A 25,734-nucleotide genomic window follows, 5' to 3' on the forward strand; every position below is an offset into this window, starting at 1 on the left:
CACGGCGTAAGAACGCCTTTGCCCACCCTACAACAGCGGCGCGTGACGCAACCTAAACTCCCTGCTCCATCATCCCCTGCAGCCGCACCAGCTCCGCTTCCAGATCCCGCTCCACATCCGCCGCGCGAATGTCGAGCACGCGATAGTCCCGCGCCTCGAGCCACGCCCGCCGCCCCGCCCGGTCCGCTGCGATCGCCTCCCCCTCGCCGGGATTGACCAGCTCGATCGCGATCCGGTGCGGGAACGAGACGAAGTCCGGGATGTGGCGCCCCACCGGGGTCTGGCGCTTGAACCCACCTGCGAAGCGGCGGTCGCGGGTGAGCGCCTGCCACAACAGTCGCTCGGCGTCGGTCGGGTTGCGGCGGAGCAGGCGGGCGAGGCCGCGCACGGTCGAGCCGCTGTCGGGGACACCGCCGCCCTGCCCGTGCTCGGCCAGCAGCGCGCGCAGGCGCGTGGCCTGCTCGCCGTCGAGCACGCCGCCCTTGGCCGGGCCCTTGCGCCCCTCGGCAATCGCCATGATGACGCCGTGCAGGGTGTGCATGTCCTGCTTGGTCGGCTCCATCCGGGTGAAGATGTTGCGCAGGTTCACCAGCATGGTGTCGCGCTTCTCGGCAGGCCGCAGGAACTCGACCTTGTCGAGCTCACGCACGAGGTTGTCGAAGAAGGCCTGCATCTGGTGCTGCGAGGCGCGCTCGGAGCGCTCCGGCATGGCGTGCGGCAGTTCGCCGGATGTCGCCCGCTTGAACCATTCATAGCCGATCAGCAGCACGGCCTGGGCGAGGTTGAGCGAGGCAAAGCCCGGATTGACCGGGAAGGTGATGATGCGGTTGGAGAGCCCGACCTCCTCGTTGGTCAGGCCCCAGCGCTCGCGGCCGAACAGGATGCCGGCCCTGCCGCCGGTCGCGACGTGCCCGGCGATCTCGGCCGTTGCGGCCTCCGGCCCGATCACCGGCTTGGCCTGGTCGTGGGGGCGCGCGGTGGTGGCGAACAAGAGGTCGAGATCGGCGACCGCCTCTTCCACCGTGCCGAACAACTCGACCTTTTCCAGAATGTGGTCGGCGCCGGCCGCCGCCCGCTGGGCCGCGATGTTGGGCCAGCCATCCCGGGGATTGACGATGCGCAAGCGGTCGAGGGCGAAATTGCCCATGGCGCGCGCGGCCATGCCGATGTTCTCGCCGAGCTGCGGCTCGACCAGGATCACGATGGGACCGTCGAGGGAAAGGCCGGCCTTGCTCTTGTCAGTCCCCGACATCTCGCTTTGCTTTCACACTGTCTCTCAAGGCCTTGGCGAGGCCGTCTTCAGGAATTGATTCAAGCCGGTCGTTCGAACTGGTCTTGGGCCGGCCCGGGCGCTGTCCGCCTGTCGTTTGCCCGTCCTGACAAAATTCTCAAGAGAAATAACGGCTTGGATTCAACTTTTGAAACTCGCCTGGAACGTGAGGCCGGACCCGGAAGCGGCCCGGCCCGCCGCTTCCCGCCTGCGCAAGCTGGATGAGCTAAAAGTGCATAATCCCTTGGCTTTCGCCCGCCGCGCGGCGGTGCTAAGAGGCGGCGGATATTCACGTTGGCGCGCCAAAAGCGCCGTTCCCAAGAGGGCTTCCCCGATCATGGCAAAAATCAAGGTATCCAATCCCGTCGTCGAACTCGATGGCGACGAGATGACCCGGATCATCTGGCAGTACATCAAGGACAAGCTGATCAGCCCGTTCCTGGATGTCGAGCTGCTCTATTTCGACCTGGGCATGGAATACCGCGACCACACCAACGATCAGGTCACCATCGACGCCGCCGAGGCGATCAAGAAGGTCGGCGTCGGCGTCAAGTGCGCCACCATCACCCCCGACGAGGCCCGGGTGAAGGAGTTCAACCTCAAGCAGATGTGGAAGTCGCCGAACGGCACCATCCGCAACATCCTCGGCGGCGTGATCTTCCGCGAGCCGATCATCTGCAAGAACGTGCCGCGCCTGGTTCCCGGCTGGACCAAGCCGATCATCATCGGCCGCCACGCCTATGGCGATCAGTACCGCGCCACCGACATCAAGTTCCCCGGCAAGGGCACCCTCTCGCTGAAGTTCGTCGGCGAGGACGGCACCGTGATCGAGAAGGAAGTGTTCAAGGCGCCCGGCGCCGGCGTCGCGATGGAGATGTACAATCTCGACGATTCCATCATCGACTTCGCCCGCGCCTCCTTCAATTACGGCCTGCTCCGTAATTACCCGGTGTACCTGTCGACCAAGAACACGATCCTCAAGGTCTATGACGGGCGCTTCAAGGACATCTTCCAGGACATCTTCGACCGCGAGTTCAAGAAGGAGTTCGACGCCAAGGGCCTGACCTACGAGCACCGCCTGATCGACGACATGGTCGCCTCGGCGCTGAAGTGGTCCGGTGGCTATGTCTGGGCCTGCAAGAACTACGACGGCGACGTGCAGTCCGACACGGTCGCGCAGGGCTACGGCTCGCTCGGCCTGATGACCTCGGTGCTGCTGACCCCCGACGGCAAGACCGTTGAGGCGGAAGCTGCCCACGGCACCGTGACCCGTCACTACCGCGAGCACCAGAAGGGCAAGGAGACCTCGACCAACTCGATCGCGTCGATCTTCGCCTGGACCCGTGGCCTCGCCCACCGCGCCAAGCTCGACAACAACCCCGAGCTCGCCAAGTTCGCGGCCACGCTGGAGAAGGTCTGCGTCGACACCGTCGAGGCCGGCTACATGACCAAGGACCTCGCGCTGCTGGTCGGCGCCGACCAGCGCTGGCTCTCGACCACCGGCTTCCTCGACAAGGTCGCCGAGAACCTGACCAAGGAGCTGGCGGCGTAAGCTACCTGCTCCACCCGTCATTGCGAGCGCAGCGAAGCAATCCAGATCCCTCCGCGGGGACAGTCTGGATTGCTTCGTCGCAAGAGCTCCTCGCAATGACGAGACCGTTGATCGAGGACCGTGCATGCCATCATTCATGAGCGTTGCGTTCGCGGTCTTCGCGCTGGCGAGTGCCCCTGCGCTGGCCGCCGAGCCGCTACCCAACGCCATCGCCGCCCCCGGCGAGACCATCGTGCTCAGCGTCCACGCCGAGGGCGCGCAGGTCTATGAGTGCAAGTCAGCCCCCGACGGCAAGCTCGCCTGGGCCTTCCGCGAGCCCGTCGCGACGCTGCTGTCTGAAGGCAAGACCGTTGGCCGCCACTATGCCGGCCCGAACTGGGAGCTCGCCGACGGTAGCGCCGTGGTCGGCAAGGCCGTCGGCAACGCACCGGGCGCAACGCCTGCCGATATCCCGTGGCTCAAGCTGGAAGTCGCCGCCCGCCGCGGCAGCGGCACGCTGACGCCGGTCACCACGGTCCAGCGCATCAACACCCATGGCGGCAAGCTCGACGGCGCTTGCGACAAGGCCGGCGAATTCAAAACCGCGCCCTACGCGGCCGATTACGTCTTCCTGAAGAAGGGCTGACCGCTCAGCGGTCGGTGCCTCCCTTCTTCGCCTGCGCGAGCTCCGCGAGCGCGAGGTCGCCGGTGTCGGCGAGCCGCGCCTTCGCGGTCTCGTGGACGTGGGCGGCCAGCGTCGGCATGCGCGCGATTAGGGCATGGAAGTCCTGCGCGTCGAGCACGAGCAGCCGCGTCTTGCGCGTTGCCGTTACCGTGCCGCTGCGCTTGGTCTTGTGCAGCAGCGCGATCTCGCCGAAGAAGGTGCCGTCGGCGAGGCGCACATGCTGGTTCGGCAGCGCGATCTCGACCTCGCCGGCGGTGATGAAATACATCGACGAGGCGACATCGCCCCGCCGCACCAGGATCTCGCCCTGCTCGATGGTGCGCGCGCGCAATAGGCGCATGATGTCGGCGATCTCCGCGGCGGAGAGGTGCGAGAACAGCGGCACCCGCGCCAGCATGCCCCAGGTGACGACGAAATCGCGCCGCTTCACCTCTTCGGCGAACGCGGAGGAGATGATCGCGACCGGCAGCGCGATCATGGCAAAGCCTGAGATGATCGCGAAGGTCGAGACGAACTTGCCGAGCGGCGTCACCGGCACGACGTCGCCATAGCCGACGGTGCCGAGCGTCACGATCGCCCACCACATCGCTTGCGGGATGGTGCCGAGCTTGTCGGGCTGCACGTCGCGCTCGATGGCGTAGAGCAGCGAGGCGAAGGTCAGGACGGCGCCGATCAGGATGACGATGCAGCCGATCAGCGCGCGCCGCTCGGCATGCACAGCGGCGAGCAGCGAGCGCATCGCCGGCGAGTACCGTATCAGCTTGAAGAACGGCAGCACGCCGAGCGCTGCCAACGTCGCGTGCCGTCCCGTCGCGAGCACGATTGCCGCCGGCAGGAACGCCATGAGATCGATGATGCCGAGTGCCGAGAAGCCATAGCCCAGCCGGTCGGACAGCGCCGACCCCTTGCGCTGGGTATGCCCCGCCACCGTCCACAACCGCGCCGCATATTCCAGCGCGAACACGATCACCGCGAGGACGGTGATGCCCGCGAACAGCATGCCGAACCGCGCGTCGAGCTCCGGCACCGAGGCGAGGATCATCGCGGCGACGTTGAGCACGATGACGGCGATGATCAGCTGGATGAAGCGCGACCCGACCGAATAGGCCAAGGGGTCGTGCTCCAGCAATTCGTAGAGGCGATCCCTCAAGTCCGGATCGGAAAGCCCACGTCCTCGCGGAACGAGGCGCATGGCGGCCTTACGCGCCTGCCATCGCTTTTTCGATCGCGCTCAAGGCCTCGGACGCCTTGGCGCCATCGGGGCCGCCGGCCTGGGCCATATCGGGCCGGCCGCCGCCGCCCTTGCCGCCGAGCGCCTCGGAGGCGATGCGCACGAGATTCACGGCGTTGAAGCGCGCGGTGAGGTCCTGCGTGACGCCGACCACGATTCCGGCCTTGCCGTCCTCGGTGACGCCGACGATGGCGACGACGCCCGAGCCGATCTGCTTCTTGCCGTCGTCGGCAAGGCTCTTGAGATCCTTCATCTCGATGCCTTCCACCGCACGCGCCATCAGCTTGACGCCGCCGGCCTCGCGCACACCCGACGCTGCGCCGTTGCCGGCGGAGGCACCGCCGCCCATCGCCAGCTTCTTGCGGGCGTCGGAGAGCTCGCGCTCGAGCTTCTTGCGCTCCTCCATCAGAGCGGCGATGCGCGCCGGCACGTCGTCGAGCGAGGTGCGCAGCTCGTTCGCCGCGGTCTTTGCCAGCGCCATGGTGTCGTTGGCGTGTTTTCGCGCGTAGTTGCCCGTTAACGCCTCGATACGGCGCACGCCGGAGGCGACCGCGCTTTCGCTCGTGACCGTGATCAGGCCGATATCGCCGGTGCGCTTGACATGGGTGCCGCCGCAGAGCTCGACCGACCAGCCAAGCGCGTTGGCGCCGCGCTCGCGCGCGGTCCTGCCCATCGAGACGACGCGGACCTCGTCGCCATATTTCTCGCCGAACAGCGCGCGCGCCCCGGCCTCGCGGGCCTCGTCGACGCCCATGACGCGCGTGGTGACCTCGTCGTTCTCCAGCACCACGTCGTTGGCGATGTCCTCGACCCGGGCGAGCTCCTCGGCCGTGATCGGCTTCGGATGCACGAAGTCGAAGCGCAGCCGGTCCGGCGCGACCATCGAGCCGCGCTGGGCGATGTGATCGCCGAGCACCTGGCGCAGCGCCTCGTGGATGATGTGGGTCGCGGAGTGATGGGCGCGGATGGTCGAGCGCCTGGAATGATCGACCTCGAGCTGCAGCGCCGTGCCGAGCTTCAACTCGCCACTCTCGACCGTGCCGATATGGACGAAGAGATCGCCGAGCTTCTTCTGCGTATCGGTGACGCGGACCTTGATGCCGCCCTCGCCCGAGAGCACGCCGGTATCGCCGACCTGGCCGCCCGACTCCGCATAGAACGGCGTCTGGTTCAGCAGAAGCGCGCCCGTCTCGCCGGCCTTGAGGCTCGTGACCTCGGCGCCGTCCTTGACCAGCGCGGAGACCACGCCTTCGGCGCTCTCGGTCTCGTAGCCCAGGAATTCGGTGGCGCCGAGCTTCTCGCGCAGCGGGAACCAGATCGCTTCGGACGCGGCCTCACCCGAGCCTTTCCAGGACTCGCGCGCCTTGGCCTTCTGGCGCTCCATCGCGTCGGTGAACGCCGCCTGGTCAACGCCGATGCCGCGCGACTTCAGCGCGTCCTGCGTCAGGTCGAGCGGGAAGCCGTAGGTGTCGTACAGCGTGAAGGCGACGTCGCCGTCGAACATGTCGCCTTTCTTCAAGGACGCGCTCTTCTCGTCGAGAATGGCCAAGCCGCGCGAAAGAGTCTTGCGGAAGCGGGTTTCTTCCAGCCGCAGCGTTTCCTCGATCAGCTTTTCCGCGCGCATCAATTCCGGATAGGCCTGGCCCATCTCGCGAACCAGCGCCCAGACCAGCCGGTGCATCAACGGCTCCTTGGCGCCCAGCAGCTGCGCATGGCGCATCGCGCGGCGCATGATCCGGCGCAGCACATAGCCGCGGCCCTCGTTCGAGGGCAGCACGCCGTCGGAGACGAGGAAGGCCGAGGAGCGCAAATGGTCGGCGATGACGCGGAACGAGGCGGCATTCTGCGCGGTCGGGCCGCTGCCGAGCGCGGACGCGGTGGCCTCGATCAGGTTGCGGAACAGGTCAGTCTCGAACACGCTCTCGACGCCCTGGAGGATGCAGGCCATGCGCTCCAGGCCCATACCGGTGTCAATCGAGGGACGCGGCAGACCGACGCGCTCCTCCTTCGTCACCTGCTCGTATTGCATGAACACGAGATTCCAGAATTCGAGGAAGCGATCGCCATCCTCTTCCGGCGAGCCCGGGGGCCCGCCCCAGATGTGCTCGCCGCGGTCGATGAAGATTTCCGAGCACGGGCCGCACGGCCCGGTGTCGCCCATCGCCCAGAAATTGTCCGAGGTCGGAATGCGGATGATGCGGTCCTCGGAGAAGCCGGCGATCTTCTTCCACAGACCCGCCGCCTCGTCGTCGGTGTGATAGACGGTGACGAGCAGCTTGTCCTTCTTCAGCCCGAACTCCTTGGTGATCAGCTTCCAGGCGAGCTCGATCGCGCGCTCCTTGAAGTAATCGCCGAACGAGAAATTGCCGAGCATCTCGAAGAAGGTGAGATGGCGCGCGGTGTAGCCGACATTGTCGAGGTCGTTGTGCTTGCCGCCGGCGCGCACGCATTTCTGCGAGGTGGTGGCGCGCTGGTAGGGCCGCTTCTCGACGCCGGTGAACACGTTCTTGAACTGCACCATGCCGGCATTGGTGAACATCAACGTCGGGTCGTTGCGCGGCACGAGTGGCGAGGACGGCACGATCTCGTGGCCGTTCTCGGCAAAGTAGTTCAGAAAGGTCGACCTGATCTCGTTGACGCCGCTCATGTTCATCCAATCGGTATGCTTGGGCCCGCTTCTCGCCGTCCAAACCGGACCGTTCAGGCTGATATCTGCGGGCCAAAGCGCTTTTAGACAAGGCCAGCTTCGCTGTCCAGAAACTGTGCAGGGAGATCAGAGGGTTGCCGCAGGCGCTCAATCCCCTTGCAATCCCGTTGGATAGGACGTGCGGACGCGTTGACAGGCTTGGCTCCCCTGTGGTCTCTACCCATTTGTATCGTACGGCCACGTCGGGAGAGACCGGCTACTTTTAGCCGGCGCCGAAGGAGCAACCGCCCCGGAAACTCTCAGGCAAAAGGACCGCGTGGCTTTGACAGCATCTGGAAAGAGGCGCCGACGGGTGTAGACCCGGACAGCGTCCGCCGACGGGATAATACTCTCAGGCACAGCGACAGATGGGGCTTCGACTGGTGTCCATCGGGGAATCCTCCCCGGGGAACCGCCGAGGGCCCTCAAGATGCTAGCACACGACCAAGACTCCCTGAAACGTACCCCCCTCTACGACCTCCACGTGTCCCTGGGCGGCAAGATGGTGCCGTTCGCGGGCTACGACATGCCCGTGCAGTACCCCGCGGGCGTGCTGAAGGAGCACCTCCATACCCGCACCAAAGCGGGCCTGTTCGACGTCTCCCACATGGGCCAGCTCTCGCTTCGGCCGAAGTCCGGCAAGGTGGAAGACGCTGCCCGCGCGCTGGAGCGGCTAGTGCCGCAGGATATCGTGGCGATCGCCGCGGGGCGGCAGCGCTACGCCCAGTTCACCAACGAAGACGGCGGCATTCTCGACGACCTCATGGTCGCCAATTTCGGCGATCACCTGTTCCTGGTGGTCAACGCCGCCTGCAAGGCCGAGGACGAGGCACATCTGCGCGCCAACCTGTCCGACGACTGCGTGATCGAGCAGCTTGCCGACCGCGCGCTGATCGCGCTGCAGGGTCCAAAGGCCGAAGCGGCGCTGGCGAAACTCTGTGCAGAGGCGCCGGCCATGACATTCATGGACGCCGGGCCGCACGAGGTCGCCGGCATCAAGTGTTTCGTCTCGCGCTCCGGCTACACCGGCGAGGACGGCTTCGAGATCTCGGTTCCATCAGGCGATGCCGAACGCCTCGCAAAAATGCTGCTGGCAAATCCCGACGTGCTCCCGATTGGCCTCGGAGCCCGCGACAGCCTGCGGCTGGAAGCCGGGCTCTGCCTGTACGGCCACGACATCGACACCACGACCACGCCGGTCGAGGCCGCGCTGGAATGGTCGGTGCAGAAAAGCCGCCGCACCGGCGGAGCGCGCGCCGGCGGCTTTCCCGGCGCTGCGAAGATCCTCGCCCATTTCGATAACGGCGCATCCCGCCGCCGCGTCGGCCTGCTCGCCCTGGGCCGCGCGCCGGTGCGCGAGGGCGCGCTGCTGTTTGCCGACGCTGCGGGTGGCGAGCCGATCGGACAAGTCACGTCGGGCGGTTTCGGCCCGAGCCTGAGCGCGCCGGTCGCGATGGGCTACGTGCCTGTGAGCCTCGCTGCGCTCGGCACAAAGCTCTTTGCCGAAGTGCGCGGCCAGCGCTTACCCGTGCAGGTCGCCGCCATGCCCTTCGTGAAAAACACCTACAAACGCTGAGGACGAGACAATGACCACGACGCTGTACACTTCCGACCATGAATGGCTCGCCATCGACGGCGACACCGCCACGGTCGGCATTACCGACTACGCGCAGCAGCAGCTCGGCGACGTCGTGTTCGTCGAATTGCCCAAGGTCGGCCGCAGCTTGAAGAAAGCCGAAGCCGCCGCCGTCGTGGAGTCGGTGAAGGCCGCCTCCGACGTCTACGCCCCTGTTACGGGCGAAGTGCTCGAGACCAACGAGGCGCTCGCCGCCGAGCCGGCGCTGATCAATTCGGATGCGCAAGGCGCGGCCTGGTTCTTCAAGATCAAGATTGCCGACAAAAGCGAGCTCGGCGGCCTCATGGATGAAGCCGCCTACAAGGCGCATACGGCTTAAGGACGATGGAGCAAGCGATGACCGCGCACCGCAAGACCAACGGCGACACCGCCGCCAGTTTCGTTCGCCGCCATATCGGCCCATCCGCGCGCGACGTCACCGCAATGCTGGAGGCCGTCAGCGCCAAGAGCGTCGATGCACTGATGGCGGAGACGCTGCCGGCCTCGATCCGGCAGACCTCCCCGCTCGATCTCGGCAAGCCGCTGAGCGAGACCGAGGCGATCGCGCATATGGCCGAGCTCGCAAGCCAGAACCAGGTCTTCACCTCGCTGATCGGCCAGGGCTATTCCGGCACCATCCTGCCCGCGGTGATCCAGCGCAATATCCTGGAGAACCCGGCCTGGTACACGGCCTACACGCCCTACCAGCCCGAGATCAGCCAGGGCCGTCTGGAAGCGCTGTTCAACTTCCAGACCATGATCTGCGACCTCACCGGGCTCGACGTCGCCAACGCCTCGCTGCTCGATGAAGCCACCGCGGCGGCCGAAGCCATGGCGCTCGCCGAGCGCCACTCGCAGGTCAAGGCCAAGGCCTTCTTCGTCGACAAGGACGTGCATCCGCAGACGCTGGCGGTGATGCGCACCCGCGCCGAGCCGCTGGGGTGGTCTCTGGTCGTCGGCGACCCCCTCACCGATCTCGACAAATCAGACGTGCTCGGCGCGCTGCTGCAATATCCGGGCTCTTCGGGCGCGCTGCGCGACCTCAGGCCCGCGATCGCCGCGCTGAAGGCCAAGGGCGCGCTCGCCATCGTTGCCGCCGACCTCTTGGCGCTCACACTGCTCGCCTCGCCCGGCGAAATAGGCGCCGACATCGCCATCGGCTCGGCGCAGCGCTTTGGCGTGCCGATGGGCTATGGCGGACCGCACGCGGCCTATATGGCGGTGCGCGATGCGCTGAAGCGCTCGCTGCCCGGCCGCATCGTCGGCTTGTCCGTGGACTCGCGCGGGATGCCTGCCTATCGGCTCGCGCTGCAGACCCGCGAGCAGCACATCCGGCGCGAGAAGGCGACTTCCAACATCTGCACCGCGCAGGTGCTGCTCGCCGTGATCGCGTCGATGTATGCGGTCTATCACGGCCCCGAGGGTCTGGCACAGATCGCACGCAACGTGCATCGCCGCGCCGCCGTGCTCGCAACCGGCTTGCGCAAGCTGGGCTTTGCGCCTGACAGCGAGACCTTCTTCGACACGCTCAGCCTCGATACCGGCGGCAAGCGCGAGGAGATCGTCGCGCGCGCGCGCGCCGAGAAGATCAATCTCGGCGTGGGTGATACCGCGCTTCGCATCGCGCTCGACGAGACCACGACGCCCGCGACGGTCGAAGCGGTCTGGCGCGCCTTCGGCGGCAAGCTTGCCTATGCCGAGATCGACGCCGAGACGCGCGAGGCGCTGCCGGACGAATTGAAGCGCGTCACGGCCTTCCTGACCCATCCGGTCTTCCATGCGCATCGCTCGGAGACCGAGATGCTGCGCTACATGCGCAAGCTCAGTGATCGCGACCTCGCACTCGACCGCGCCATGATCCCGCTGGGATCGTGCACCATGAAGCTGAATGCGACCACCGAGATGATGCCGCTGACCTGGCCGGAATTTGCCACGCTGCATCCGTTCGCCCCGCGCGAGCAGGCCAAGGGCTACCACGCGCTGTTCGCGCGGCTGGAGAAATGGCTCTGCGACATCACCGGCTATGACGCGATCTCGCTGCAGCCGAATTCGGGCGCGCAGGGCGAATATGCCGGGCTTTTGGCGATCCGTGGCTACCATGCCGCGCGCGGACAAAGCCATCGCAAGATCTGCCTGATCCCCTCCTCCGCCCACGGCACCAATCCGGCTTCGGCCGCGATGGTCGGCATGGACGTGGTGGTGGTGTCTTGCGAGAAGAACGGCGACGTCGACGTCAATGACCTCCGCGCCAAGGCGGAGAAGCATTCGAACGATCTCGCCGCGGTGATGATCACCTATCCCTCGACCCATGGCGTGTTCGAGGAGCACATCCGCGAGATCTGCGACATCGTGCACGGCCATGGCGGCCAGGTGTATCTCGACGGCGCCAACCTCAACGCGCAGGTCGGCCTCAGCAGGCCCGGCGATTACGGCGCCGACGTCAGCCATCTCAATCTGCACAAGACCTTCTGCATCCCGCATGGCGGCGGCGGCCCCGGCATGGGCCCGATCGGCGTCAAGGCGCATCTCGCCCCGTTCCTTCCCGGACACCCGACGACGCAAGCGGATGCGCCGGTCGGTCCGGTCTCGGCCGCGCCGTTCGGCTCGGCCTCGATCCTCACCATCTCCTACATCTACATCCTGATGATGGGCGGTGAAGGCCTGAAGCGCGCCACCGAGATCGCGATCCTCAACGCCAATTACATCGCAGCGCGTCTCGATCCGCATTTCCCGGTGCTCTACAAGAACGAGAAGGGCCGCGTCGCGCATGAGTGCATCGTCGATCCGCGTCCGCTGAAGACGACGAGCGGCGTCACCGTCGACGACATCGCAAAGCGCCTGATCGATTACGGCTTCCACGCTCCTACCATGAGCTTCCCGGTGCCGGGCACGCTGATGATCGAGCCGACCGAGTCGGAATCCAAGGCCGAGCTCGATCGTTTCTGCGATGCCATGATCGCGATCCGGAAGGAGATTGCGGAGGTCGAGGCCGGCCGCTTCAAGATCGAAGCCTCGCCCCTGCGCCACGCCCCGCACACCGTGCACGACATCGCGGACGACGATTGGAAGCGCGCCTATACCCGCAGCGAGGGCTGCTTCCCCGACGGCGTCTCGCGCACCGATAAATATTGGTGCCCGGTCGGCCGTGTCGACAACGTCTATGGTGATCGTAACCTGGTGTGCTCCTGCCCGCCGGTCAGCGATTACGCAGAAGCCGCGGAGTAGGATTTGTAGGGTGGGTTAGCGGGCGGTCGCGCGAAGCGCAGGCCGCCCGCGTAACCCACCACTTCAGCTTTCGCGGAGATAAACAACGGTGGATTACGCCTTCGGCTAATCCACCCTACAACACTGAATGTGCCTCTACGGCGCAACCAGCAACCGGCGTTCGCCATCCCACCGCCACAGCCGTTCGTTGGTCAGAAGCGCGCCGCCCCACCAGCGCTTGATCGGGTTGTGACTGCGAAAATCTTCCCGGCCCGCCAGGACCGCTTCGCCAAATTCAGTCAGCGACAGCCGGCTCCGGCGAAAGGCAGCATTGCGGCTTCTCGCGTTGTCCGGATCGAGTGTCGCCAGCTTGCCGTCCAGACCCGCGACCGCTGGCGCCGGGCCAAAAGCGAGCCCTTCGAGCAGCGCGCCCAGCTCCCACTGATCGAACACGCGTGTTCCCAGCGCGCCCGGCCGAAACAGCTCATCGGTACGATTGTGGCCGCCCGCAATCCGCTCGAGAAGCCGCGTCTCCGTCGCCCCCAGTCCCGTCGCCGGCGACGGCAGTTCTGCGAGCAGGTCCTTCATGGCCGGCTTCAGGAAAGACAGCTTGCCGAGCGGCCTGCCGAGCAGCCCGGCGCAAAGCTCGGGCGTCGGCGCGCGGTAGGCCTCCCAGGCCATCCTGGCGATCTCAAAATCGCTTTCTGCGATATCGAACTGCTGCACATCACGACGGCGAAGCTCTGAGGGATCTGCTTCGCGCAGGTCGAAATCGACGCGTCGCAATCTCAGCTTCTCTGTGATGGATGGTTCGGAACGCAGGTAATCGAGGATCCAGATCAACTGCAATTGACTATTGGGTTCGGGATCGAACCATAGTTCGATGAGATCGACCCCATAGGTTTCGCAGACCCAGAGCAATCCACCCGCCCGGTCCGGGCGCCTGATAAGGGGCGATTGACGGACGCGGACGCAATCCGACCAGTGCATTGCGTCAAACCACGACTCGCGCGCGCCGAGATAACTGTTGAGGTGGTCAGCGGTGGGAAGTGGCCCCGAAACGAAGCGGTAGATGAACGGGATGACCATGTCGGCGCGATCGGCGAGGGCAAGGCCGACGCCCGACGAACTGGTCAGGATCACACGCTTCATCGTCGACGCGCCCTTGTTCACCGGCAGCATCAGGCCGGTACAATAATCATGCAGTGGCCTCATCCGCGCTGCCTGACCGATAACACTTCTTGCGGCGCGGCCGAATGACTCAGCAAGACTAGTCCACCCTACGAACCTGCCCTAGGGCGCCACCAGCAACCGGCATTCGCGATCCCACCGCCAGAGCTGCTCGTTGGTCAACTCGGTCCCGCCCCACCATCGTTTGATCGGGTTGTGACGCCACATGTCGTCTTCACGGGCGAGAAGTGAACCTCCGAGCTCGGTCAGCGTGAGCCTCCACTCACTCCTGCCGAAGTAGCGGTCCTCATTGTCGAACGCCGGATCGCCCAACAAGAGCGGCGGCGCCGAATACGCCCCCAGTTCGAGCAAAGCGTCACGCGCGTCGTTTTCGTCGAATACATCGCGAAGCCATCTCGCATCTTCGACGAGCCTCGGGTCGGTTTGCCCGTCGTTCACAAAATCCAGCAGATCCATTTCAGTTGCACCGAGTCCCGTCACGCTGTCCGGAAGCTCTTCAAGCACCGCAATCAGCGCCGATCGAAGTCTCGGCAAGATCATCAGATCCGTCATCAACAGATCGAAACAGGGTTGTGGCGTGTCAGCCCGATAGGCCCGCCAGGCGCGGCTTGCCGTCACCAAATGATTCTCGGTCACCTTGAAGGCCGGAAGCTTCCATTTTGCGACAGACTCCGGGGCATAGTTGGCAACAGTGTCGTCCGCATGCACAAGGCTCAGCTTCGTGGTGATCTCCTTGTAGGGACGGAGCAGCTCCAGCAGCCAGACGAGCACAAGCTGATCATTCGGCCGAGGATCAACCCATATTTCAATCGAGTCGAACTTCGCACACAGCTCGAACAAACCGATATCGCGCGTGCCGAAGCCGTCGAGCGCGCCGCTACAAACGTCATCGAGCCAATGATCGCCGGGATTGCAGTGCTTCTCCGATCGGCGCTCCAGCCCCCTCAAAAGCCGCTCGTCGGAAGGCAGTTTCCTCCAGACAAAACGCGGATAGAACCCGAGCGCGACGTTCGCAACGCCGGACCGGCGAAGTGTATCCTCCGCACGATCGTTCGTTGCCAGGATCAAATGTGACACGATTGCCTCTCGAAATAATACGCAATAAGAACACTCTGAGCGAACAGGTACGTACTAATCAGGTGCGATGAGTGAGAGGGCCTCGGGGTCCCACTGCCACAGCCGGTCGTTGGTCAGGTGGGTGCCGCCGCACCAGCGATCGGTTCGGTTGTGGCGGCAAAAGTTTTCATCGCCGCCAAGCACCGCTTGGCCGAACTCGGTGAGCGACAAACGGGATTGCTTGTAGCGCTGGAGGCGGCGTGAATCGTCGTGCATCTCCAGGGAAAATGGGCCTTCGTCCAGTCCAGCGACCGCTGGCCTCTCGCATCGCGCGAGACCATCAAGCAGCGCGCCCACCTCCCAGTAATCGAAGACGCGACGCTCGTTGGGCTTCTGATATCCCGGGAAGACGTCAAAGGGCGGTACCTCACCCGGCGCGATCAATTCCAGTATCCGCGTCTCCGTGGCCCCAAGGCCGCTGGTCACGTTTGGAAGCTCTTCGAGCAGGGCGACGACGCAACGCCCGAGCCGCGGAAGCAGGCGCAAGTCCGCTTCGCGGAGATCGAACCAGGCCTGCGGCGTCGGCGCGCGATAGGCCTGCCACGCGCGACCGGCCAGTTCGACGTGATCTTGCGTGATCTCGACGATGGGCGGATTCATCTTGGCCAATTGCTCCGGCGCGACATCGCCCACGGCAAGGTCCAGGTGACGTATCGCGAGCTTGGAAAGTGCCGCGTCCTCGATGCCGCAATGGTCGAGTAGCCAGAGCAGAAGTAATTGTGCGTTCGGCTCTGGCCCCATCCCTAGTTCGGCCGAGTCATACTCTGAAAACAGCTCGATCAGTCCGCGCCCCTTGATGCCAGACCTTTCCTGGCGCCAAACCGGCGTATCGTCGAGCCAGTGCAGGCCGTTTGGCTGAGTCATGCGCGGGGAGAAAAATGCCTCGCATTCCGTTTCGGAGGGCGGCGGTCCCCAGACCAAGCGACGCTCGATCGCAATGACGAGGTCGGCTAAGCCCGCCCCTTGTAAGGCGCCGGCGGCGGACGAATCTGTCGTCACAATGAGCCGCGTCACGCCGTCGCCCTCAGGGCTTCGTCAGGACAGCGCCGTAGCGCCACAGCCTGTCGTTGGTCAGATGCGTGCCGCCCCACCAGCGATCAATCGGATTGTAACTGCTGAAATCCTCCTGATGGGCAACGACAGCCTTACCGAATTCGGTCAGCGACAAGCGGCTGCGAAGGTAAACTTCGTGCCGGGCTCTGAGATTGCCAAGATCGATGGTGCGTAATTCGTCGCCCAGCCCGGCCACGGCTGGCTTGGGGCCGAGGGCAAGGCCTTCGAGCAAATATCCCAGTTCGACCTCACCCCACACGTAAGTGCCCCGTAGCGAGCGTAGATGGAACAACGGATTCGTGTTTGCAAACCAGTCGAGCATCTCCAGAAATCGAATCTCGGTCGCGCCTAGCCCTGTCAAAGGCGACGGGAGCTCTGCCAGAAGCTGAAGCAAGGCTGGCCGCAGCATCAGCAAGGCGCTCAGATCGCGGTGAAGCAGATCGATGCAGGGCTCCGGGGTCGGCGCGCGGTAGGCCGACCAGGCCAATTTGGCAATCTCGAACTCCTCCGCACCGATATCCCCGAGGGTAATATAGCGTTCGCCCTCGGCGAAATCATATTCGGGGCCGAAAAACAGGTCGGAGTCCAGCAATCGCAGCCCGACCTTCTGCGCCAATGCAGGATGGTTGCCGAGGTGATCGAGCAACCAGACCAGTTGCAATTGGTCGCGGGCAGTCGCTCCGAACCAGAGTTCGATCTCGTCGTACGGCTCGCAAAATTCAGCCAGCGACAATTTGCGGCCCTTGGCGCCGCGGGGCCAGCGGACCCAATCCGACCAATGTTCGGCATGACCAAGCTCTGCGGTGTAGGCAGCCAAATAAGCCGACAGCTTTTCCTCGCGCGGGAGCGGCCCCCACTCAAATTGAAAATGGAACGGGATGACGATCTCGGCCAACCCCGATTGAGCAAGCTCCCTCCCGCCGCCCCAGCCAGTCAAGATCAGACGCTTCATCGCACCACCTGATCAACGCAACGCAAAACGAAACGGGCACCAAAGACGTCGGCAACTCAACGTCCTCAGTGCCCGCTCCTCGCGAAAAACTTTCCGCTGGTCGAGGCTTACTCGTCCGCCGGCTCCTCGCCGTCGGCGTCGCGCTCGGGCGTGCCGGCCAAAATCTGCTCGGCGATCAGGCCGGAGTTCTGGCGGATCGCGGTCTCGATCTTGGCGGTGATGTCGGGGTTGCCCTTCAGGAACGCCTTGGCGTTCTCGCGGCCCTGGCCGAGGCGCTGGCTGTCATAGGAGAACCAGGCGCCGGACTTCTCGACGATGCCGGCCTTGACGCCGAGATCGAGGATCTCGCCCATCTTGGAGACGCCCTCGCCGTACATGATGTCGAACTCGACCTGCTTGAAGGGCGGGGCCAGCTTGTTCTTGACCACCTTGACGCGCGTGGTGTTGCCGACCACCTCGTCGCGCTCCTTGATCGCACCAATGCGGCGGATGTCGAGGCGGACGGAGGCGTAGAATTTCAGCGCATTGCCGCCGGTGGTGGTTTCCGGCGAGCCGTACATCACGCCGATCTTCATGCGGATCTGGTTGATGAAGATCACCATGGTGTTGGACTTGTTGATGGAGGCCGTCAGCTTGCGCAGCGCCTGGCTCATCAGGCGGGCCTGCAGGCCCGGCAGCGCATCGCCCATCTCGCCTTCGAGCTCGGCCTTCGGCACCAGCGCCGCCACCGAATCGACCACCAGAACGTCGACGGCGCCCGAACGCACCAGGGTGTCGCAGATCTCCAGCGCCTGCTCGCCGGTGTCGGGCTGCGAGATCAGGAGCTCGTCGATGTTGACGCCGAGCTTGCGGGCATAGACCGGATCGAGCGCGTGCTCGGCGTCGATGAAGGCGCAGATGCCGCCCTTCTTCTGCGCTTCCGCCACCGTATGCAGCGCGAGCGTGGTCTTGCCCGAGGATTCCGGCCCGTAGATCTCGACGATGCGTCCCTTCGGCAGGCCGCCGATGCCGAGCGCGATATCGAGCCCGAGCGAGCCGGAGGACACCGCCTCGATATCCATGGAGCGGTCGTTCTTGCCGAGCTTCATCACCGAGCCCTTGCCGAACTGCCGCTCGATCTGGGAGAGCGCGGCGGCCAGAGCTTTACTCTTGTCCATGGAAGATCCTTCGACGATACGCAGGGCAGTTGCGGACATTGGGTCGTGCTCCTTATGGCGAGGATTCGCGTGAGGGACAAACGGTTGCGAGGCAGCTCGGCGATAAAAGCAATGTACCCCATTTGTTCTCAGTTCGCAATATGTTCTTTGTGGATTTTGCTGCTGTCCGTATGTGCCCCCGGTGTCCTAGGTAGAAATACCGAGTGCCCTGATTTCCCGGAACTAGGGCTCTGGCAGGTGACTTGATAGCAGCCTCACGCCTCGACAACGTGACGGTGAGACGAAGGCCTCAGCTCGGTGCCAGCCCCGGAGCTGAGGCCTCCTATCGCTTGCGTGCATTTTTGTACCGAGCATCGGAACGGAATTGGCTGTTCCAGACTCTTCCCTGCACTTGATCCATGTAGGGAATGCCGTGGTTACGAAGAACACCCGAGAAGTAGCAGCGACGCTACTTAAGCTGGCCAAGACGAGTTCCGACCCAGCAGTGGCGGCTGGCTTCATTGAGAGGGCCGCCGATCTCAAAGAGCGGATAGACGACGAAGGGCTGCCCAAGGCCGACGGGAATCTCCCTCCCAGCATCATTCAACGGCAGTAAGGCCGCCTCAGTTGGCGGCCCGGGCGCCGTCCGCATTCGATCCGGGTGATTGCAAGAATCCCGAACCTTGGTGCCGCAAAAATCAGCCGACGTGCAGCAAGCGCTGACCAAATGATGGGAGCTGGTCGAGCCGGCATGAACCATCGCGGAGCGTCCGGATTATCCGCTCATGCATCGCCTATGGTATTTCGTGGCCTTCCTCGCCGTCACCGCAACCGCATTCGGTGCCTTGGTGGCTTTTGACAAGCTCCTGGGATGACCTGGGGCCGCCTCGCGAGCCGGCCCCATTGGTTGATGGAGCCGACCTCTGCGGCCCGACAAATCAGCCATGCTGGATCGTCACCCTCCCCGCTTTGCACTGAGTGCACAACTGAACAGACGCGGATCCATTTCCGGATCCTAATGCATCATCACCGCGCGGATCTTGGCCACTATCGGTGATGAGAACGCTCACCTCGCGCTCCCGCCTCCTCGCACGGAAAGAGCGCGCCATGTTCAAGCGACGACGTTTCAAGCAGCAGCTGACCCTTCAGGACCGGCTATCCGCATGGGTGAAGCAGATCCGCGACCAAGCGTCCAAGCTTCCTCCCGGGCCGGAGCGGGACGCGCTGCTCAAGAAGGCCCGTCAGGCCGACGTTGCCAATCATCTGAGCGATTGGGTCAAATCGCCGGGGCTTCAGCCGCCGAAATAGCCGCGCCTCCGCCGGGTTCGGCAAAGCGAATATGATCGGCATCAACGACGCGCGGCCGGCGCGCCGTCATGTTTCCGTAATCCTGCGGCACCGAACCTTTTCGCGGTCTCCGGTTTTCTGTGGGGATGGGACCGCAACTTTTGGGGACCTCAGCTCATGACGGACAACGACACGCACCACGACACGATCAGGCGAAAGCCGCTGCTGGAGGCGGCGCACGAGGAGATGGTGAAGTTCGAGCGCAAGGAAAACGAGTTCCGCAAGAAGGACCGCGAAGAGCGCGCCGCCGAGCTCCATCTGCCGCTGAACGAGATCAAGGTCCACTAGGCAGCGCCAGGACCGGCTTCCGGAGCGGGTCGAGGTCCGCCCCGCGACGGGGCGCCAGCCGCGGTTTAGGGCGGGATCCCCGACCCCGGCAGCGCCAGTCGGCTGCCGCAACCGCGGGCCTCCAAGGTATCTAAATACTACCCGTAACCCATTGGCCGAGCGAGGAAACTGCCCGGCACCCTACTGTGCATGGGGTTGTTTTCCCGTTTTTTGAAAGGCGGCAGCGCCGGCGCCATCGATGCGAGCCGCCCGGCACGCCGATCCCGTCTACAGCAGCGCCAGAAGAATCAGGCCTATCACCAGCACCACGAAGCCAGCCGCCGTCGCGGCGGCAAATGACCGCTCTACGTTATCCATGATGCCACCCCGTTGTCGGCGCGCCACGTTTCCCCCATGGCTGCGCCGAACGGATGAAAATCTTGCCGACGGGTGTGTCCGCAGTGGTGCGGACGGATGTCGAAATTGGGACCGGTACGGGGCCAGTCTGCGGCCTTTCGATCACGCTCCTGCCGGTCGTTCGCCTGTCAGGCTGCCGTAAGCTCAGCCGGCTAGGGTCATTCGGCTATGGTGTTGCAGCCCAGCACCCAGCCTCCAACAACTCTCAGCCCCGCTTGGCTCTCCCCAGGCGGGGCCTTTTCATGCCTGCCGGCCGGCGCTGGGTTCCCGCTCCTCCCGGGTCAGGCGCAGCGCGAAGGCGCGGATCGCGGGCGCCGCCAATAGCACGACCGGCAGCATCGCGGCCCATGCGATCAGCCAGGACACCATCCAGTGCCGAACGAAGAGCACCGGGCTGCCTGCCGGAAAGCTCGCGATTCCCGCCGCGATCAGCGAGGTCAGCCCGGACTGGATGATGCCGAAGACGAAGTGAGAGTAGCGGCGGGGAATGCCGAGCATGAGGGGCCCATGGTTGCTTGCCCGCGATCAGGCAAGCAAGGCACATGCCGTCAAGCTGAAGCAGATCCGGCCCGGGTCGGAACCACGCTGTGGGCCCGCCGAGCCCCAGGAACTTTGTTCATGGTCGGAGAACCACGGAGATCGAGCGCCGTTCGCGTGCGGCCGGCGACAGATTTTCCTTGCCTGCGGAATATTGCGACGACCAACATGTTTGCAGGCATGAAGGTGAATCGTGGGAGGTGACCATGAATCACAGGGGCGTCGAGTTCACCATCGCCAAGACGGCGATTCCCGGAATCTGGCAATGGCAGTTCCGCATCGGCGACCAGATCAAGACCGGCAAGACCGAGACCAGGATCGACCTGCTGGCGATCCGGCGCGTGCAGCTGCGCATCGACCGGGAGCTGAAGGCGATCGGGCGAAAGACGGCCTGAACCGTTCGCCCTCATGTGCCATAGAGCGCATCAGTCCGCGCTGGGCAGCCGCCGCATCGTGAACTCGATCTCGCCGCCCGGCAATTCGCGCCAGGTCTCGACCTCGCTCATATAGCCGGCCTTGGGATAGCGGGCGAAGAAGGCCTGCGCCCTCTCCCGCGCCGCCGCGCGCGGCAGCGTAAAAGTCTCGCGCAGATAGCCATCACCGCGCGCGGTCGGCCCCGGCTTGCCGGCCGCCTTGCGCCGGCGCGCCATCCGCTCGGCGAGATCCCGCGGACGATCGGCCATGTCCTGCCTTCCTCAACGCACTACGCTACGGACAATGTAGGGCGCGGGCCGGATCAAGAGGAGTCCCGTCGGAAAGACTTCGTGCCTACCGGAACGGGGTCAGTTGGCGGCCGTACCGCTCTTGGACTTCTTCGGCGCACTGGTTGCGGCTGACGCCTTCGGGGCCGCCGGCTGCTTCGGCGGATCGGCGCGCATGCCGCCCCAGGGATCGCTGGACGCCTTGGAATCCGGAATCTTCTTCAGCGTTTCCTTGTAGGCCCTGTCACGCTCGGCCTCGGCGGCCTTCTCCTCCGGGGACTTGCTGGGGAGATCCTGCATCAAATTGACATTGGGCATTTGCGCGTAGGCAGGTCCCGCCAGCACGGCCAGTACCGCGGCCAAACGGAAAAGCTTCATCATTCACTCCTTAGATCTTCCATGAGGCGCGGATCGCCCCGCGCCGTGTCATCCTTGTCAGCCCGGCCACGACCCGGAGGGCCGCTAGAGCCGATCCGATCTGCATGATTTCGGCGCATGCAGCCAGTCGTCCCAGATCGGACCGCATTTGGTGCACCCGCCCAGCCCAAGACCGAGCACGGCCATGCAAAAGACGAGGACACAGCGACGCAACATCATCCAACCCTACCCAAGCGAGGCATCATATCGGGCCAAGTCAGGCATTTTCAAGCCGAGGCGGCCGGCGCGAGACCGAGTGACTTTGCCTCGCCGATGCGCGCACAATGCGACGAAACATCCAGTAACACAGGAGCGCGCGACAGCAATGCAAACGCAGCCAGAAGCGGAGTTCGGCCTCGACGACGCCAGACGCATCCTCGGCGAGGTCTTTGCGCCCTGGGTCCAGGATCTCAACCTCGCGGTCGAGCGCCTCGAGCATGCGCCGCCCGCGGACGTTGCGGACTGGCAGCCCGGCGCGCTGCTGCGCATGCCGTTTTCGGAGCGGCTGTGCCGGAACGGCGGCGTGGTCTGCGGCCAGGCTCTGATGGCGCTCGCCGATACCGCGATGGTGATCGCGATCCTCGCGGCCAATCGCGGCTACCGTCCCATGACCACGGTCGACCAGACCACGCATTTCATGCGCGCAATCTCCGCGTCCGACGTGCTGGCGGACGCGCGCGTGGTGCGGCTCGGGCGCACCATGAGCTTTGGCCGCGTCACGCTGCTCTCGGCCGCCGACGGCAAGCCGGCCGCGATGGTCTCGAGCGCGTTCGCGATGCTGCCGGGGTGAACGCACCCTGAAACAAGAGAGCCGCGCGGAGCGCAAAGCTCGACGCGGCTCTCGATGCAATCATGTCGGGACAGGAAGCGCGAACGCGCTTCGCGTCATTGCGCCCGCGACGTCATTTGCCGAGTATCTCGTCGGCGGCGGTGACGACGCTGACGGTCGGATTCTTTCCACAATAGGCGCCGAACTTCTTGGCGTTCGCGATGAAGACGTCGGTGTCGATGATCGCGTTGTCTTCGTCGCCCTTGTACCAGCCGTCCATCCAGGTCAGCACGACCGCGATGTTGTCCTCGCCGCTCTCCAGGAACTGCTTGCAGGACATGGTCGAGAGGTCCCACTTGGCGGCGTGAGCGGGCATCGCGGCCAGCGAGAGCGCTGCGGCGAAAAGAAGCGAAAGCGAAGTCTTCATCAATATCTCCATCGGCGCGTCACGCCATAAAGGAAAGGCTCTTGGGTAGGCTCTTTGGGCAGGTTCGTTGGAGCGGCTCGCCGCTCCAACGTCGTAAACAAAGTCTGAAACGCCGCGCAAGTAGCGCCAATATTGAGTTTAGTTCAACGTAATTTCTATGCACTACTTCATAATCCTCGGCAGGACTGACGCGGATGATTGAGAAGCGCACATCGCAACGTCATCGTGTTTTCAAGGGCGGAAAGATCACCTTTGAAAACAGCGGCATTGCTTGCACGGTGCGAAACATGTCGGCGGGCGGCGCGGCGATCGACCTCGACACTCCCGTCATGTTGCCGCAATCGGTCACGCTCTCGATCGCGTGCGACCATTTCGTACGGCATTGTCGCACAGTTTGGCGCAGCGACAAGCGCGTCGGCCTCGCTTTCGTGTAATAGCAGGCGCGATGTGAACGAACGTTCGCATCACATGCACAACACGATCATGATTGCTTCGATACGACGGCGGCACCAACGTGGTTCGCAATCACGCGCGTGACGACCGCGAGCGCGATCGATGATGACCCCGCAACAAATCGTCCACCGAGACGATCGGTCGTGCGCGACAGGAGCGACGGCGCTTCTCCGAAACCGAAATACAGGTCCGCGCAATCCACCTCACCTCATTTCGGCTTCTTGGCAGGTTCGCCCGGACGGGCGCCGCCCCAGGGGTCGTATCTGTCCTTGGGTTCGGGAATGCGCTCGAGCGCGGCCTTGTAGGCCTTCTCGTCGACCTTGAGACTGTTGTCGATCGGCTTGGCGCCGTCATTGGGCTGGCGCCGGCCCTGCGCCAGCACTGATGCGACCGTCAGTGCCAGCACGGCGGCCGCGATGACCAAAATCCTCATTGCAGCAATCCCCCTCGCGTGGGGTACAAACTAGCCCGCAATCGCGGAATAGCAATGTTGCGGGTTCCAAGACTTCAGCAAAACTTGATCGACCGGGACTTCGTCGGATCGCGTTCGTGCCTATCTGTTGGCCCGCAGGGGACCTCCACGGATGTTGCGGATCATTGCTTATGCGGCGCTGCTCATCGGCGCGCTGGCGCTCGGTGCCTGCGGCTTTGCCGACAGCCGCGCTCCGGTGCCGGAGTTCATGCGCATGAAGGAGGCCGAGCAGCCGCCGCCGGAAGCGCCCCCCGACGTCAAGCGCGTGGTGCGCGAGCAGATCGACGTCGTCTTTCTCGCAACATCCTATCCGCGCGAGGTGCACGTCGCCCCGCCCCATCGTGAGGTGCGAGGACCGGGCTGGACCGCGTGCGTCCGCGCGCAGCTCACCTCGGCGACCGGCACGTCGCTCGGCGCCCAGACCTACATCGTGACGATCAACGGCGGCAAGGTCGTGGACCGCCGGCGCGCGGACGCCGACGACATCTGCGGGACGGAGACTTACGAGCCGATCTAGGAACCCGCCTGGACGACAAGGTTCCGGGAAAAACCAGTACCGCGACCGGGAACGATCACCGCCTCCCCTTCTTGTTACCGCCGAGGGCAGTTTCGAGGAGGACATGATGAGGACGTTGACTATTGCGCTGTTGGCTGGCGTGGGTGCTTTGGCCGCCGCCTCGGGGGCGAAGGCTTCCGATATCTATACGAGCAGCGAGTACACCAATCCGGATCTCGTGCAGCAGGTGCGACTTGTCTGCGACGAGGATGGCCGCTGCTATCGCACACGCGGCGGTTCGCGCGTGATCGTGCGCGATTCCTACAACTACATGCCGCGCGAGCGCTACTACGAGCGCCGGACCTATCATCGCGATTGGGATGACGGCCCGCGCGCCGGCGTCGGCATTCGCGCGCCCGGCGTCAGCGTCGGCGTCGGGGTCGACGACCGCTGGTGATCGATGAAGGCTTGATGGTCGGGACCGGACGAGACTATTCGCCCGGTCCCGTTCGTGCGACCGAACCAACCGCCGATGTCGGGCTGCTGGAACCGCCGAGCTTGATGAGTGCCTCTGTGGTCCATGACGGCTCTCTTGGCGTGACTTCAGGTTTCGAGCGGATCGGCCGGCGTGACGAGGCGCGTCAACGACGGCAGATGAGCGATGAAGCGGGCGAGCACCATGCCGGCGCACATCGCCACGACGAAGATGACGGCAGAGAGCGAGCCAAATCCGAGCGCGGTCAGCGCCGGCCCCGGACAGAAGCCCACCAGCCCCCAGCCGACGCCGAAGATCGCAGGACCTGCAACGATCCTGGGATCGATGTCGAGCCGCGTCGGCAGATAGAATCGGTCGGCGAAGAGCGGACGCGCGAGCTTCAGGACGCGGTTGAATCCGACGAAGGTCACCGCCACCGCGCCCGCCATGACGAATGCGAGGCTCGCATCCCATGTCCCTGCCGGAATGCCGCCGATGTCCAGGAAGTTCAGCACCTTTGCGGGGTTCGACATCCCGGAGACGATGAGGCCGATGCCGAAGATCAACCCGATCGCGAATTGAACGAGGATTGCCATGGCGATCAGCTCCAGTGCCGCATCACGAAGACGGTGGCCATTCCGGCGGCCATGAAGGTCATTGTGGCGACCAGCGAGCGCACCGACAGCCGCGACAGGCCACAAACGCCGTGGCCGGAGGTGCAGCCACTGCCCCACACCGAACCGAACCCCGTGAGCAATCCGCCGACGATCAGGAGAGCCGGTCCCGCCGCGATCGTCTGCTCCGGCAGACCTCCCGTGACGAGCCGCACCAGCACGGGCGCGGCGGCGAGACCGGCCACGAAGGCGAGGCGCCCGGCGAATTCGCTATCCTCATAGGGCGGAAACAGCCGCGCCGCGATGCCGCTGACGCCGGCGATCCGGCCCGTTGCCCACATCAGCAGAACGGCCGCGAGGCCAATCATCGCACCGCCAACAAGGGACGCGATCGGCGTAAATGATGTCGAGACCATGAGCCTCTCCCGAACGAGGTAGTTTCGCAGGCAATCGCGAGACCGGAAGTCCGCGCAGTGCTGGAGATTCTGTACCGCCTCTTCTGCGCCGGCAAGTCGGACTCTCGCCTTCGTAAGACGGCGGGCGTGCCGGGAGACTGGTCACGATTCCTCAGGGCAAGTCATATGCGACCGCCCTGAAACTTCGGGATCACCCCCCGGCCGGATGCTGAATGGAATGTTAACACTACCGCTCGAATTGCAGCGGCGTCCCAAC

27 protein-coding genes and 1 riboswitch are annotated in these 25,734 nt (G+C 64.6%); of the genes, 12 read left to right on the forward strand and 15 right to left on the reverse strand.

Annotated elements, in window-relative coordinates; translation table 11 throughout:
• Positions 1–52: 52 nt before the first annotated feature.
• Entirely contained in the window at positions 53–1,252 is a 1,200-nt protein-coding gene (locus tag AB7M16_RS07060) for a TrmJ/YjtD family RNA methyltransferase (protein ID WP_453943475.1), read from the reverse strand.
• A gap of 355 nt (positions 1,253–1,607) precedes the next feature.
• On the opposite strand from AB7M16_RS07060, the gene AB7M16_RS07065 reads away from it, so the two are divergent.
• Positions 1,608–2,822, forward strand: coding sequence for an NADP-dependent isocitrate dehydrogenase (locus AB7M16_RS07065; protein ID WP_453943476.1), 1,215 nt, complete (start codon positions 1,608–1,610; stop codon positions 2,820–2,822).
• Positions 2,823–2,946: 124 nt separating this feature from the next.
• Positions 2,947–3,447, forward strand: coding sequence for a DUF3455 domain-containing protein (locus tag AB7M16_RS07070; RefSeq protein WP_453943477.1), 501 nt, complete (start codon positions 2,947–2,949; stop codon positions 3,445–3,447).
• Between the two features lie 4 nt (positions 3,448–3,451).
• On the opposite strand, the gene AB7M16_RS07075 is transcribed toward AB7M16_RS07070, so the two are convergent.
• Positions 3,452–4,678, reverse strand: a complete 1,227-nt coding sequence (locus tag AB7M16_RS07075; protein ID WP_453943478.1) for a cyclic nucleotide-gated ion channel — start codon at positions 4,676–4,678, stop codon at positions 3,452–3,454.
• Between the two features lie 7 nt (positions 4,679–4,685).
• The gene (alaS, locus tag AB7M16_RS07080; protein ID WP_453943479.1) at positions 4,686–7,364 is read right to left on the reverse strand and encodes an alanine--tRNA ligase; all 2,679 of its coding nucleotides are present in this window, start codon (positions 7,362–7,364) and stop codon (positions 4,686–4,688) included.
• Between the two features lie 233 nt (positions 7,365–7,597).
• Positions 7,598–7,688, forward strand: a riboswitch (glycine riboswitch).
• 145 nt (positions 7,689–7,833) lie between these two features.
• Here alaS and gcvT point away from each other — a divergent pair.
• Genes gcvT through gcvP form a run of 3 tightly spaced genes read left to right on the forward strand, consistent with a single transcriptional unit; the run spans position 7,834 to position 12,243 of the window.
• Positions 7,834–8,979: a glycine cleavage system aminomethyltransferase GcvT gene (gcvT, locus tag AB7M16_RS07085; protein WP_453943480.1), complete on the forward strand. Its 1,146-nt coding sequence runs from the start codon at positions 7,834–7,836 to the stop codon at positions 8,977–8,979.
• Positions 8,980–8,989: 10 nt separating this feature from the next.
• On the forward strand, positions 8,990–9,358 hold the full coding sequence (gene gcvH / locus AB7M16_RS07090) for a glycine cleavage system protein GcvH (RefSeq protein ID WP_172782933.1): 369 nt from the start codon (positions 8,990–8,992) through the stop codon (positions 9,356–9,358).
• Between the two features lie 17 nt (positions 9,359–9,375).
• On the forward strand, positions 9,376–12,243 hold the full coding sequence (gene gcvP, locus AB7M16_RS07095) for an aminomethyl-transferring glycine dehydrogenase (RefSeq protein WP_453943481.1): 2,868 nt from the start codon (positions 9,376–9,378) through the stop codon (positions 12,241–12,243).
• A 135-nt stretch (positions 12,244–12,378) separates the two neighbouring features.
• Here the strand turns inward: gcvP and AB7M16_RS07100 are convergent, their stop codons facing one another.
• The 5 genes from AB7M16_RS07100 to recA all read right to left on the reverse strand — a co-directional run bounded on the left by AB7M16_RS07100 (position 12,379) and on the right by recA (position 17,730).
• Positions 12,379–13,437 carry a hypothetical protein gene (locus AB7M16_RS07100; RefSeq protein ID WP_439366672.1) on the reverse strand — a complete coding sequence of 353 codons (1,059 nt, stop codon included), beginning with the start codon at positions 13,435–13,437 and terminating at the stop codon, positions 12,379–12,381.
• Positions 13,438–13,515: 78 nt separating this feature from the next.
• Positions 13,516–14,490, reverse strand: a complete 975-nt coding sequence (locus AB7M16_RS07105; protein ID WP_453943482.1) for a hypothetical protein — start codon at positions 14,488–14,490, stop codon at positions 13,516–13,518.
• Positions 14,491–14,544: 54 nt separating this feature from the next.
• On the reverse strand, positions 14,545–15,543 hold the full coding sequence (locus AB7M16_RS07110) for a hypothetical protein (protein WP_172782931.1): 999 nt from the start codon (positions 15,541–15,543) through the stop codon (positions 14,545–14,547).
• Between the two features lie 10 nt (positions 15,544–15,553).
• The gene (locus AB7M16_RS07115; RefSeq protein WP_453943483.1) at positions 15,554–16,534 is read right to left on the reverse strand and encodes a hypothetical protein; all 981 of its coding nucleotides are present in this window, start codon (positions 16,532–16,534) and stop codon (positions 15,554–15,556) included.
• Positions 16,535–16,641: 107 nt separating this feature from the next.
• On the reverse strand, positions 16,642–17,730 hold the full coding sequence (gene recA / locus AB7M16_RS07120; protein WP_027577058.1) for a recombinase RecA: 1,089 nt from the start codon (positions 17,728–17,730) through the stop codon (positions 16,642–16,644).
• Positions 17,731–18,777: 1,047 nt separating this feature from the next.
• On the opposite strand from recA, the gene AB7M16_RS07125 reads away from it, so the two are divergent.
• Together AB7M16_RS07125 and AB7M16_RS07130 are read left to right on the forward strand one after the other, a co-directional pair.
• Entirely contained in the window at positions 18,778–18,978 is a 201-nt protein-coding gene (locus AB7M16_RS07125; protein ID WP_453943484.1) for a hypothetical protein, read from the forward strand.
• Positions 18,979–19,134: 156 nt separating this feature from the next.
• Entirely contained in the window at positions 19,135–19,305 is a 171-nt protein-coding gene (locus AB7M16_RS07130) for a hypothetical protein (RefSeq protein ID WP_172782928.1), read from the forward strand.
• Between the two features lie 636 nt (positions 19,306–19,941).
• Here AB7M16_RS07130 and AB7M16_RS07135 read toward each other — a convergent pair.
• Positions 19,942–20,199 (reverse strand): DUF2798 domain-containing protein, encoded by a 258-nt coding sequence (locus AB7M16_RS07135; protein ID WP_172782927.1) that lies wholly within the window; start codon positions 20,197–20,199, stop codon positions 19,942–19,944.
• A 245-nt stretch (positions 20,200–20,444) separates the two neighbouring features.
• On the opposite strand from AB7M16_RS07135, the gene AB7M16_RS07140 reads away from it, so the two are divergent.
• Positions 20,445–20,633 (forward strand): hypothetical protein, encoded by a 189-nt coding sequence (locus tag AB7M16_RS07140; RefSeq protein ID WP_172782926.1) that lies wholly within the window; start codon positions 20,445–20,447, stop codon positions 20,631–20,633.
• A gap of 30 nt (positions 20,634–20,663) precedes the next feature.
• Here AB7M16_RS07140 and AB7M16_RS07145 read toward each other — a convergent pair whose 3' ends face one another.
• Both AB7M16_RS07145 and AB7M16_RS07150 read right to left on the reverse strand, forming a co-directional pair.
• Complete coding sequence (locus AB7M16_RS07145) at positions 20,664–20,921, reverse strand: hypothetical protein (protein WP_172782925.1); 258 nt, start codon at positions 20,919–20,921, stop codon at positions 20,664–20,666.
• Positions 20,922–21,020: 99 nt separating this feature from the next.
• A complete protein-coding gene (locus AB7M16_RS07150; protein ID WP_212257994.1) occupies positions 21,021–21,317 on the reverse strand; it encodes a hypothetical protein in 297 nt (98 codons plus the stop codon).
• A 364-nt stretch (positions 21,318–21,681) separates the two neighbouring features.
• Here AB7M16_RS07150 and AB7M16_RS07155 point away from each other — a divergent pair, with 364 nt between their 5' ends.
• A complete protein-coding gene (locus AB7M16_RS07155) occupies positions 21,682–22,146 on the forward strand; it encodes a PaaI family thioesterase (protein WP_172782923.1) in 465 nt (154 codons plus the stop codon).
• 112 nt (positions 22,147–22,258) lie between these two features.
• On the opposite strand, the gene AB7M16_RS07160 is transcribed toward AB7M16_RS07155, so the two are convergent.
• Positions 22,259–22,552: an HdeA/HdeB family chaperone gene (locus AB7M16_RS07160; RefSeq protein WP_212257992.1), complete on the reverse strand. Its 294-nt coding sequence runs from the start codon at positions 22,550–22,552 to the stop codon at positions 22,259–22,261.
• 194 nt (positions 22,553–22,746) lie between these two features.
• Between AB7M16_RS07160 and AB7M16_RS07165 the strand changes: the two genes are divergently transcribed.
• Entirely contained in the window at positions 22,747–22,986 is a 240-nt protein-coding gene (locus AB7M16_RS07165; RefSeq protein ID WP_453943485.1) for a PilZ domain-containing protein, read from the forward strand.
• Positions 22,987–23,213: 227 nt separating this feature from the next.
• Here the strand turns inward: AB7M16_RS07165 and AB7M16_RS07170 are convergent, their stop codons facing one another.
• On the reverse strand, positions 23,214–23,438 hold the full coding sequence (locus AB7M16_RS07170) for a hypothetical protein (RefSeq protein ID WP_453943486.1): 225 nt from the start codon (positions 23,436–23,438) through the stop codon (positions 23,214–23,216).
• A 151-nt stretch (positions 23,439–23,589) separates the two neighbouring features.
• Here AB7M16_RS07170 and AB7M16_RS07175 point away from each other — a divergent pair, with 151 nt between their 5' ends.
• Positions 23,590–23,994 carry a hypothetical protein gene (locus AB7M16_RS07175; protein WP_453943487.1) on the forward strand — a complete coding sequence of 135 codons (405 nt, stop codon included), beginning with the start codon at positions 23,590–23,592 and terminating at the stop codon, positions 23,992–23,994.
• A gap of 103 nt (positions 23,995–24,097) precedes the next feature.
• Positions 24,098–24,430: a hypothetical protein gene (locus AB7M16_RS07180; RefSeq protein ID WP_172782918.1), complete on the forward strand. Its 333-nt coding sequence runs from the start codon at positions 24,098–24,100 to the stop codon at positions 24,428–24,430.
• 146 nt (positions 24,431–24,576) lie between these two features.
• Here the strand turns inward: AB7M16_RS07180 and AB7M16_RS07185 are convergent, their stop codons facing one another.
• Complete coding sequence (locus AB7M16_RS07185) at positions 24,577–25,044, reverse strand: DUF6691 family protein (protein WP_172782917.1); 468 nt, start codon at positions 25,042–25,044, stop codon at positions 24,577–24,579.
• Positions 25,045–25,049: 5 nt separating this feature from the next.
• Positions 25,050–25,478 (reverse strand): YeeE/YedE family protein, encoded by a 429-nt coding sequence (locus tag AB7M16_RS07190; RefSeq protein WP_453943488.1) that lies wholly within the window; start codon positions 25,476–25,478, stop codon positions 25,050–25,052.
• Between the last annotated feature and the right edge of the window lie 256 nt (positions 25,479–25,734).

This window comes from Bradyrhizobium sp. USDA 372, assembly GCF_053629095.1.

What these genes read in the sequence shown, in the direction of transcription:
- AB7M16_RS07060 (WP_453943475.1), bottom strand. Translation starts at nt 1,252, where the DNA reads ATGTCGGGGACTGACAAGAGCAAGGCCGGCCTTTCCCTCGACGGTCCC.
- AB7M16_RS07065 (WP_453943476.1), top strand. Translation starts at nt 1,608, where the DNA reads ATGGCAAAAATCAAGGTATCCAATCCCGTCGTCGAACTCGATGGCGAC.
- AB7M16_RS07070 (WP_453943477.1), top strand. Translation starts at nt 2,947, where the DNA reads ATGCCATCATTCATGAGCGTTGCGTTCGCGGTCTTCGCGCTGGCGAGT.
- AB7M16_RS07075 (WP_453943478.1), bottom strand. Translation starts at nt 4,678, where the DNA reads ATGCGCCTCGTTCCGCGAGGACGTGGGCTTTCCGATCCGGACTTGAGG.
- alaS (WP_453943479.1), bottom strand. Translation starts at nt 7,364, where the DNA reads ATGAGCGGCGTCAACGAGATCAGGTCGACCTTTCTGAACTACTTTGCC.
- gcvT (WP_453943480.1), top strand. Translation starts at nt 7,834, where the DNA reads ATGCTAGCACACGACCAAGACTCCCTGAAACGTACCCCCCTCTACGAC.
- gcvH (WP_172782933.1), top strand. Translation starts at nt 8,990, where the DNA reads ATGACCACGACGCTGTACACTTCCGACCATGAATGGCTCGCCATCGAC.
- gcvP (WP_453943481.1), top strand. Translation starts at nt 9,376, where the DNA reads ATGACCGCGCACCGCAAGACCAACGGCGACACCGCCGCCAGTTTCGTT.
- AB7M16_RS07100 (WP_439366672.1), bottom strand. Translation starts at nt 13,437, where the DNA reads ATGAGGCCACTGCATGATTATTGTACCGGCCTGATGCTGCCGGTGAAC.
- AB7M16_RS07115 (WP_453943483.1), bottom strand. Translation starts at nt 16,534, where the DNA reads ATGAAGCGTCTGATCTTGACTGGCTGGGGCGGCGGGAGGGAGCTTGCT.
- recA (WP_027577058.1), bottom strand. Translation starts at nt 17,730, where the DNA reads ATGTCCGCAACTGCCCTGCGTATCGTCGAAGGATCTTCCATGGACAAG.
- AB7M16_RS07125 (WP_453943484.1), top strand. Translation starts at nt 18,778, where the DNA reads ATGTTCAAGCGACGACGTTTCAAGCAGCAGCTGACCCTTCAGGACCGG.
- AB7M16_RS07130 (WP_172782928.1), top strand. Translation starts at nt 19,135, where the DNA reads ATGACGGACAACGACACGCACCACGACACGATCAGGCGAAAGCCGCTG.
- AB7M16_RS07135 (WP_172782927.1), bottom strand. Translation starts at nt 20,199, where the DNA reads ATGCTCGGCATTCCCCGCCGCTACTCTCACTTCGTCTTCGGCATCATC.
- AB7M16_RS07140 (WP_172782926.1), top strand. Translation starts at nt 20,445, where the DNA reads ATGAATCACAGGGGCGTCGAGTTCACCATCGCCAAGACGGCGATTCCC.
- AB7M16_RS07145 (WP_172782925.1), bottom strand. Translation starts at nt 20,921, where the DNA reads ATGGCCGATCGTCCGCGGGATCTCGCCGAGCGGATGGCGCGCCGGCGC.
- AB7M16_RS07150 (WP_212257994.1), bottom strand. Translation starts at nt 21,317, where the DNA reads ATGAAGCTTTTCCGTTTGGCCGCGGTACTGGCCGTGCTGGCGGGACCT.
- AB7M16_RS07155 (WP_172782923.1), top strand. Translation starts at nt 21,682, where the DNA reads ATGCAAACGCAGCCAGAAGCGGAGTTCGGCCTCGACGACGCCAGACGC.
- AB7M16_RS07160 (WP_212257992.1), bottom strand. Translation starts at nt 22,552, where the DNA reads ATGAAGACTTCGCTTTCGCTTCTTTTCGCCGCAGCGCTCTCGCTGGCC.
- AB7M16_RS07165 (WP_453943485.1), top strand. Translation starts at nt 22,747, where the DNA reads ATGATTGAGAAGCGCACATCGCAACGTCATCGTGTTTTCAAGGGCGGA.
- AB7M16_RS07170 (WP_453943486.1), bottom strand. Translation starts at nt 23,438, where the DNA reads ATGAGGATTTTGGTCATCGCGGCCGCCGTGCTGGCACTGACGGTCGCA.
- AB7M16_RS07175 (WP_453943487.1), top strand. Translation starts at nt 23,590, where the DNA reads ATGTTGCGGATCATTGCTTATGCGGCGCTGCTCATCGGCGCGCTGGCG.
- AB7M16_RS07180 (WP_172782918.1), top strand. Translation starts at nt 24,098, where the DNA reads ATGATGAGGACGTTGACTATTGCGCTGTTGGCTGGCGTGGGTGCTTTG.
- AB7M16_RS07185 (WP_172782917.1), bottom strand. Translation starts at nt 25,044, where the DNA reads ATGGCAATCCTCGTTCAATTCGCGATCGGGTTGATCTTCGGCATCGGC.
- AB7M16_RS07190 (WP_453943488.1), bottom strand. Translation starts at nt 25,478, where the DNA reads ATGGTCTCGACATCATTTACGCCGATCGCGTCCCTTGTTGGCGGTGCG.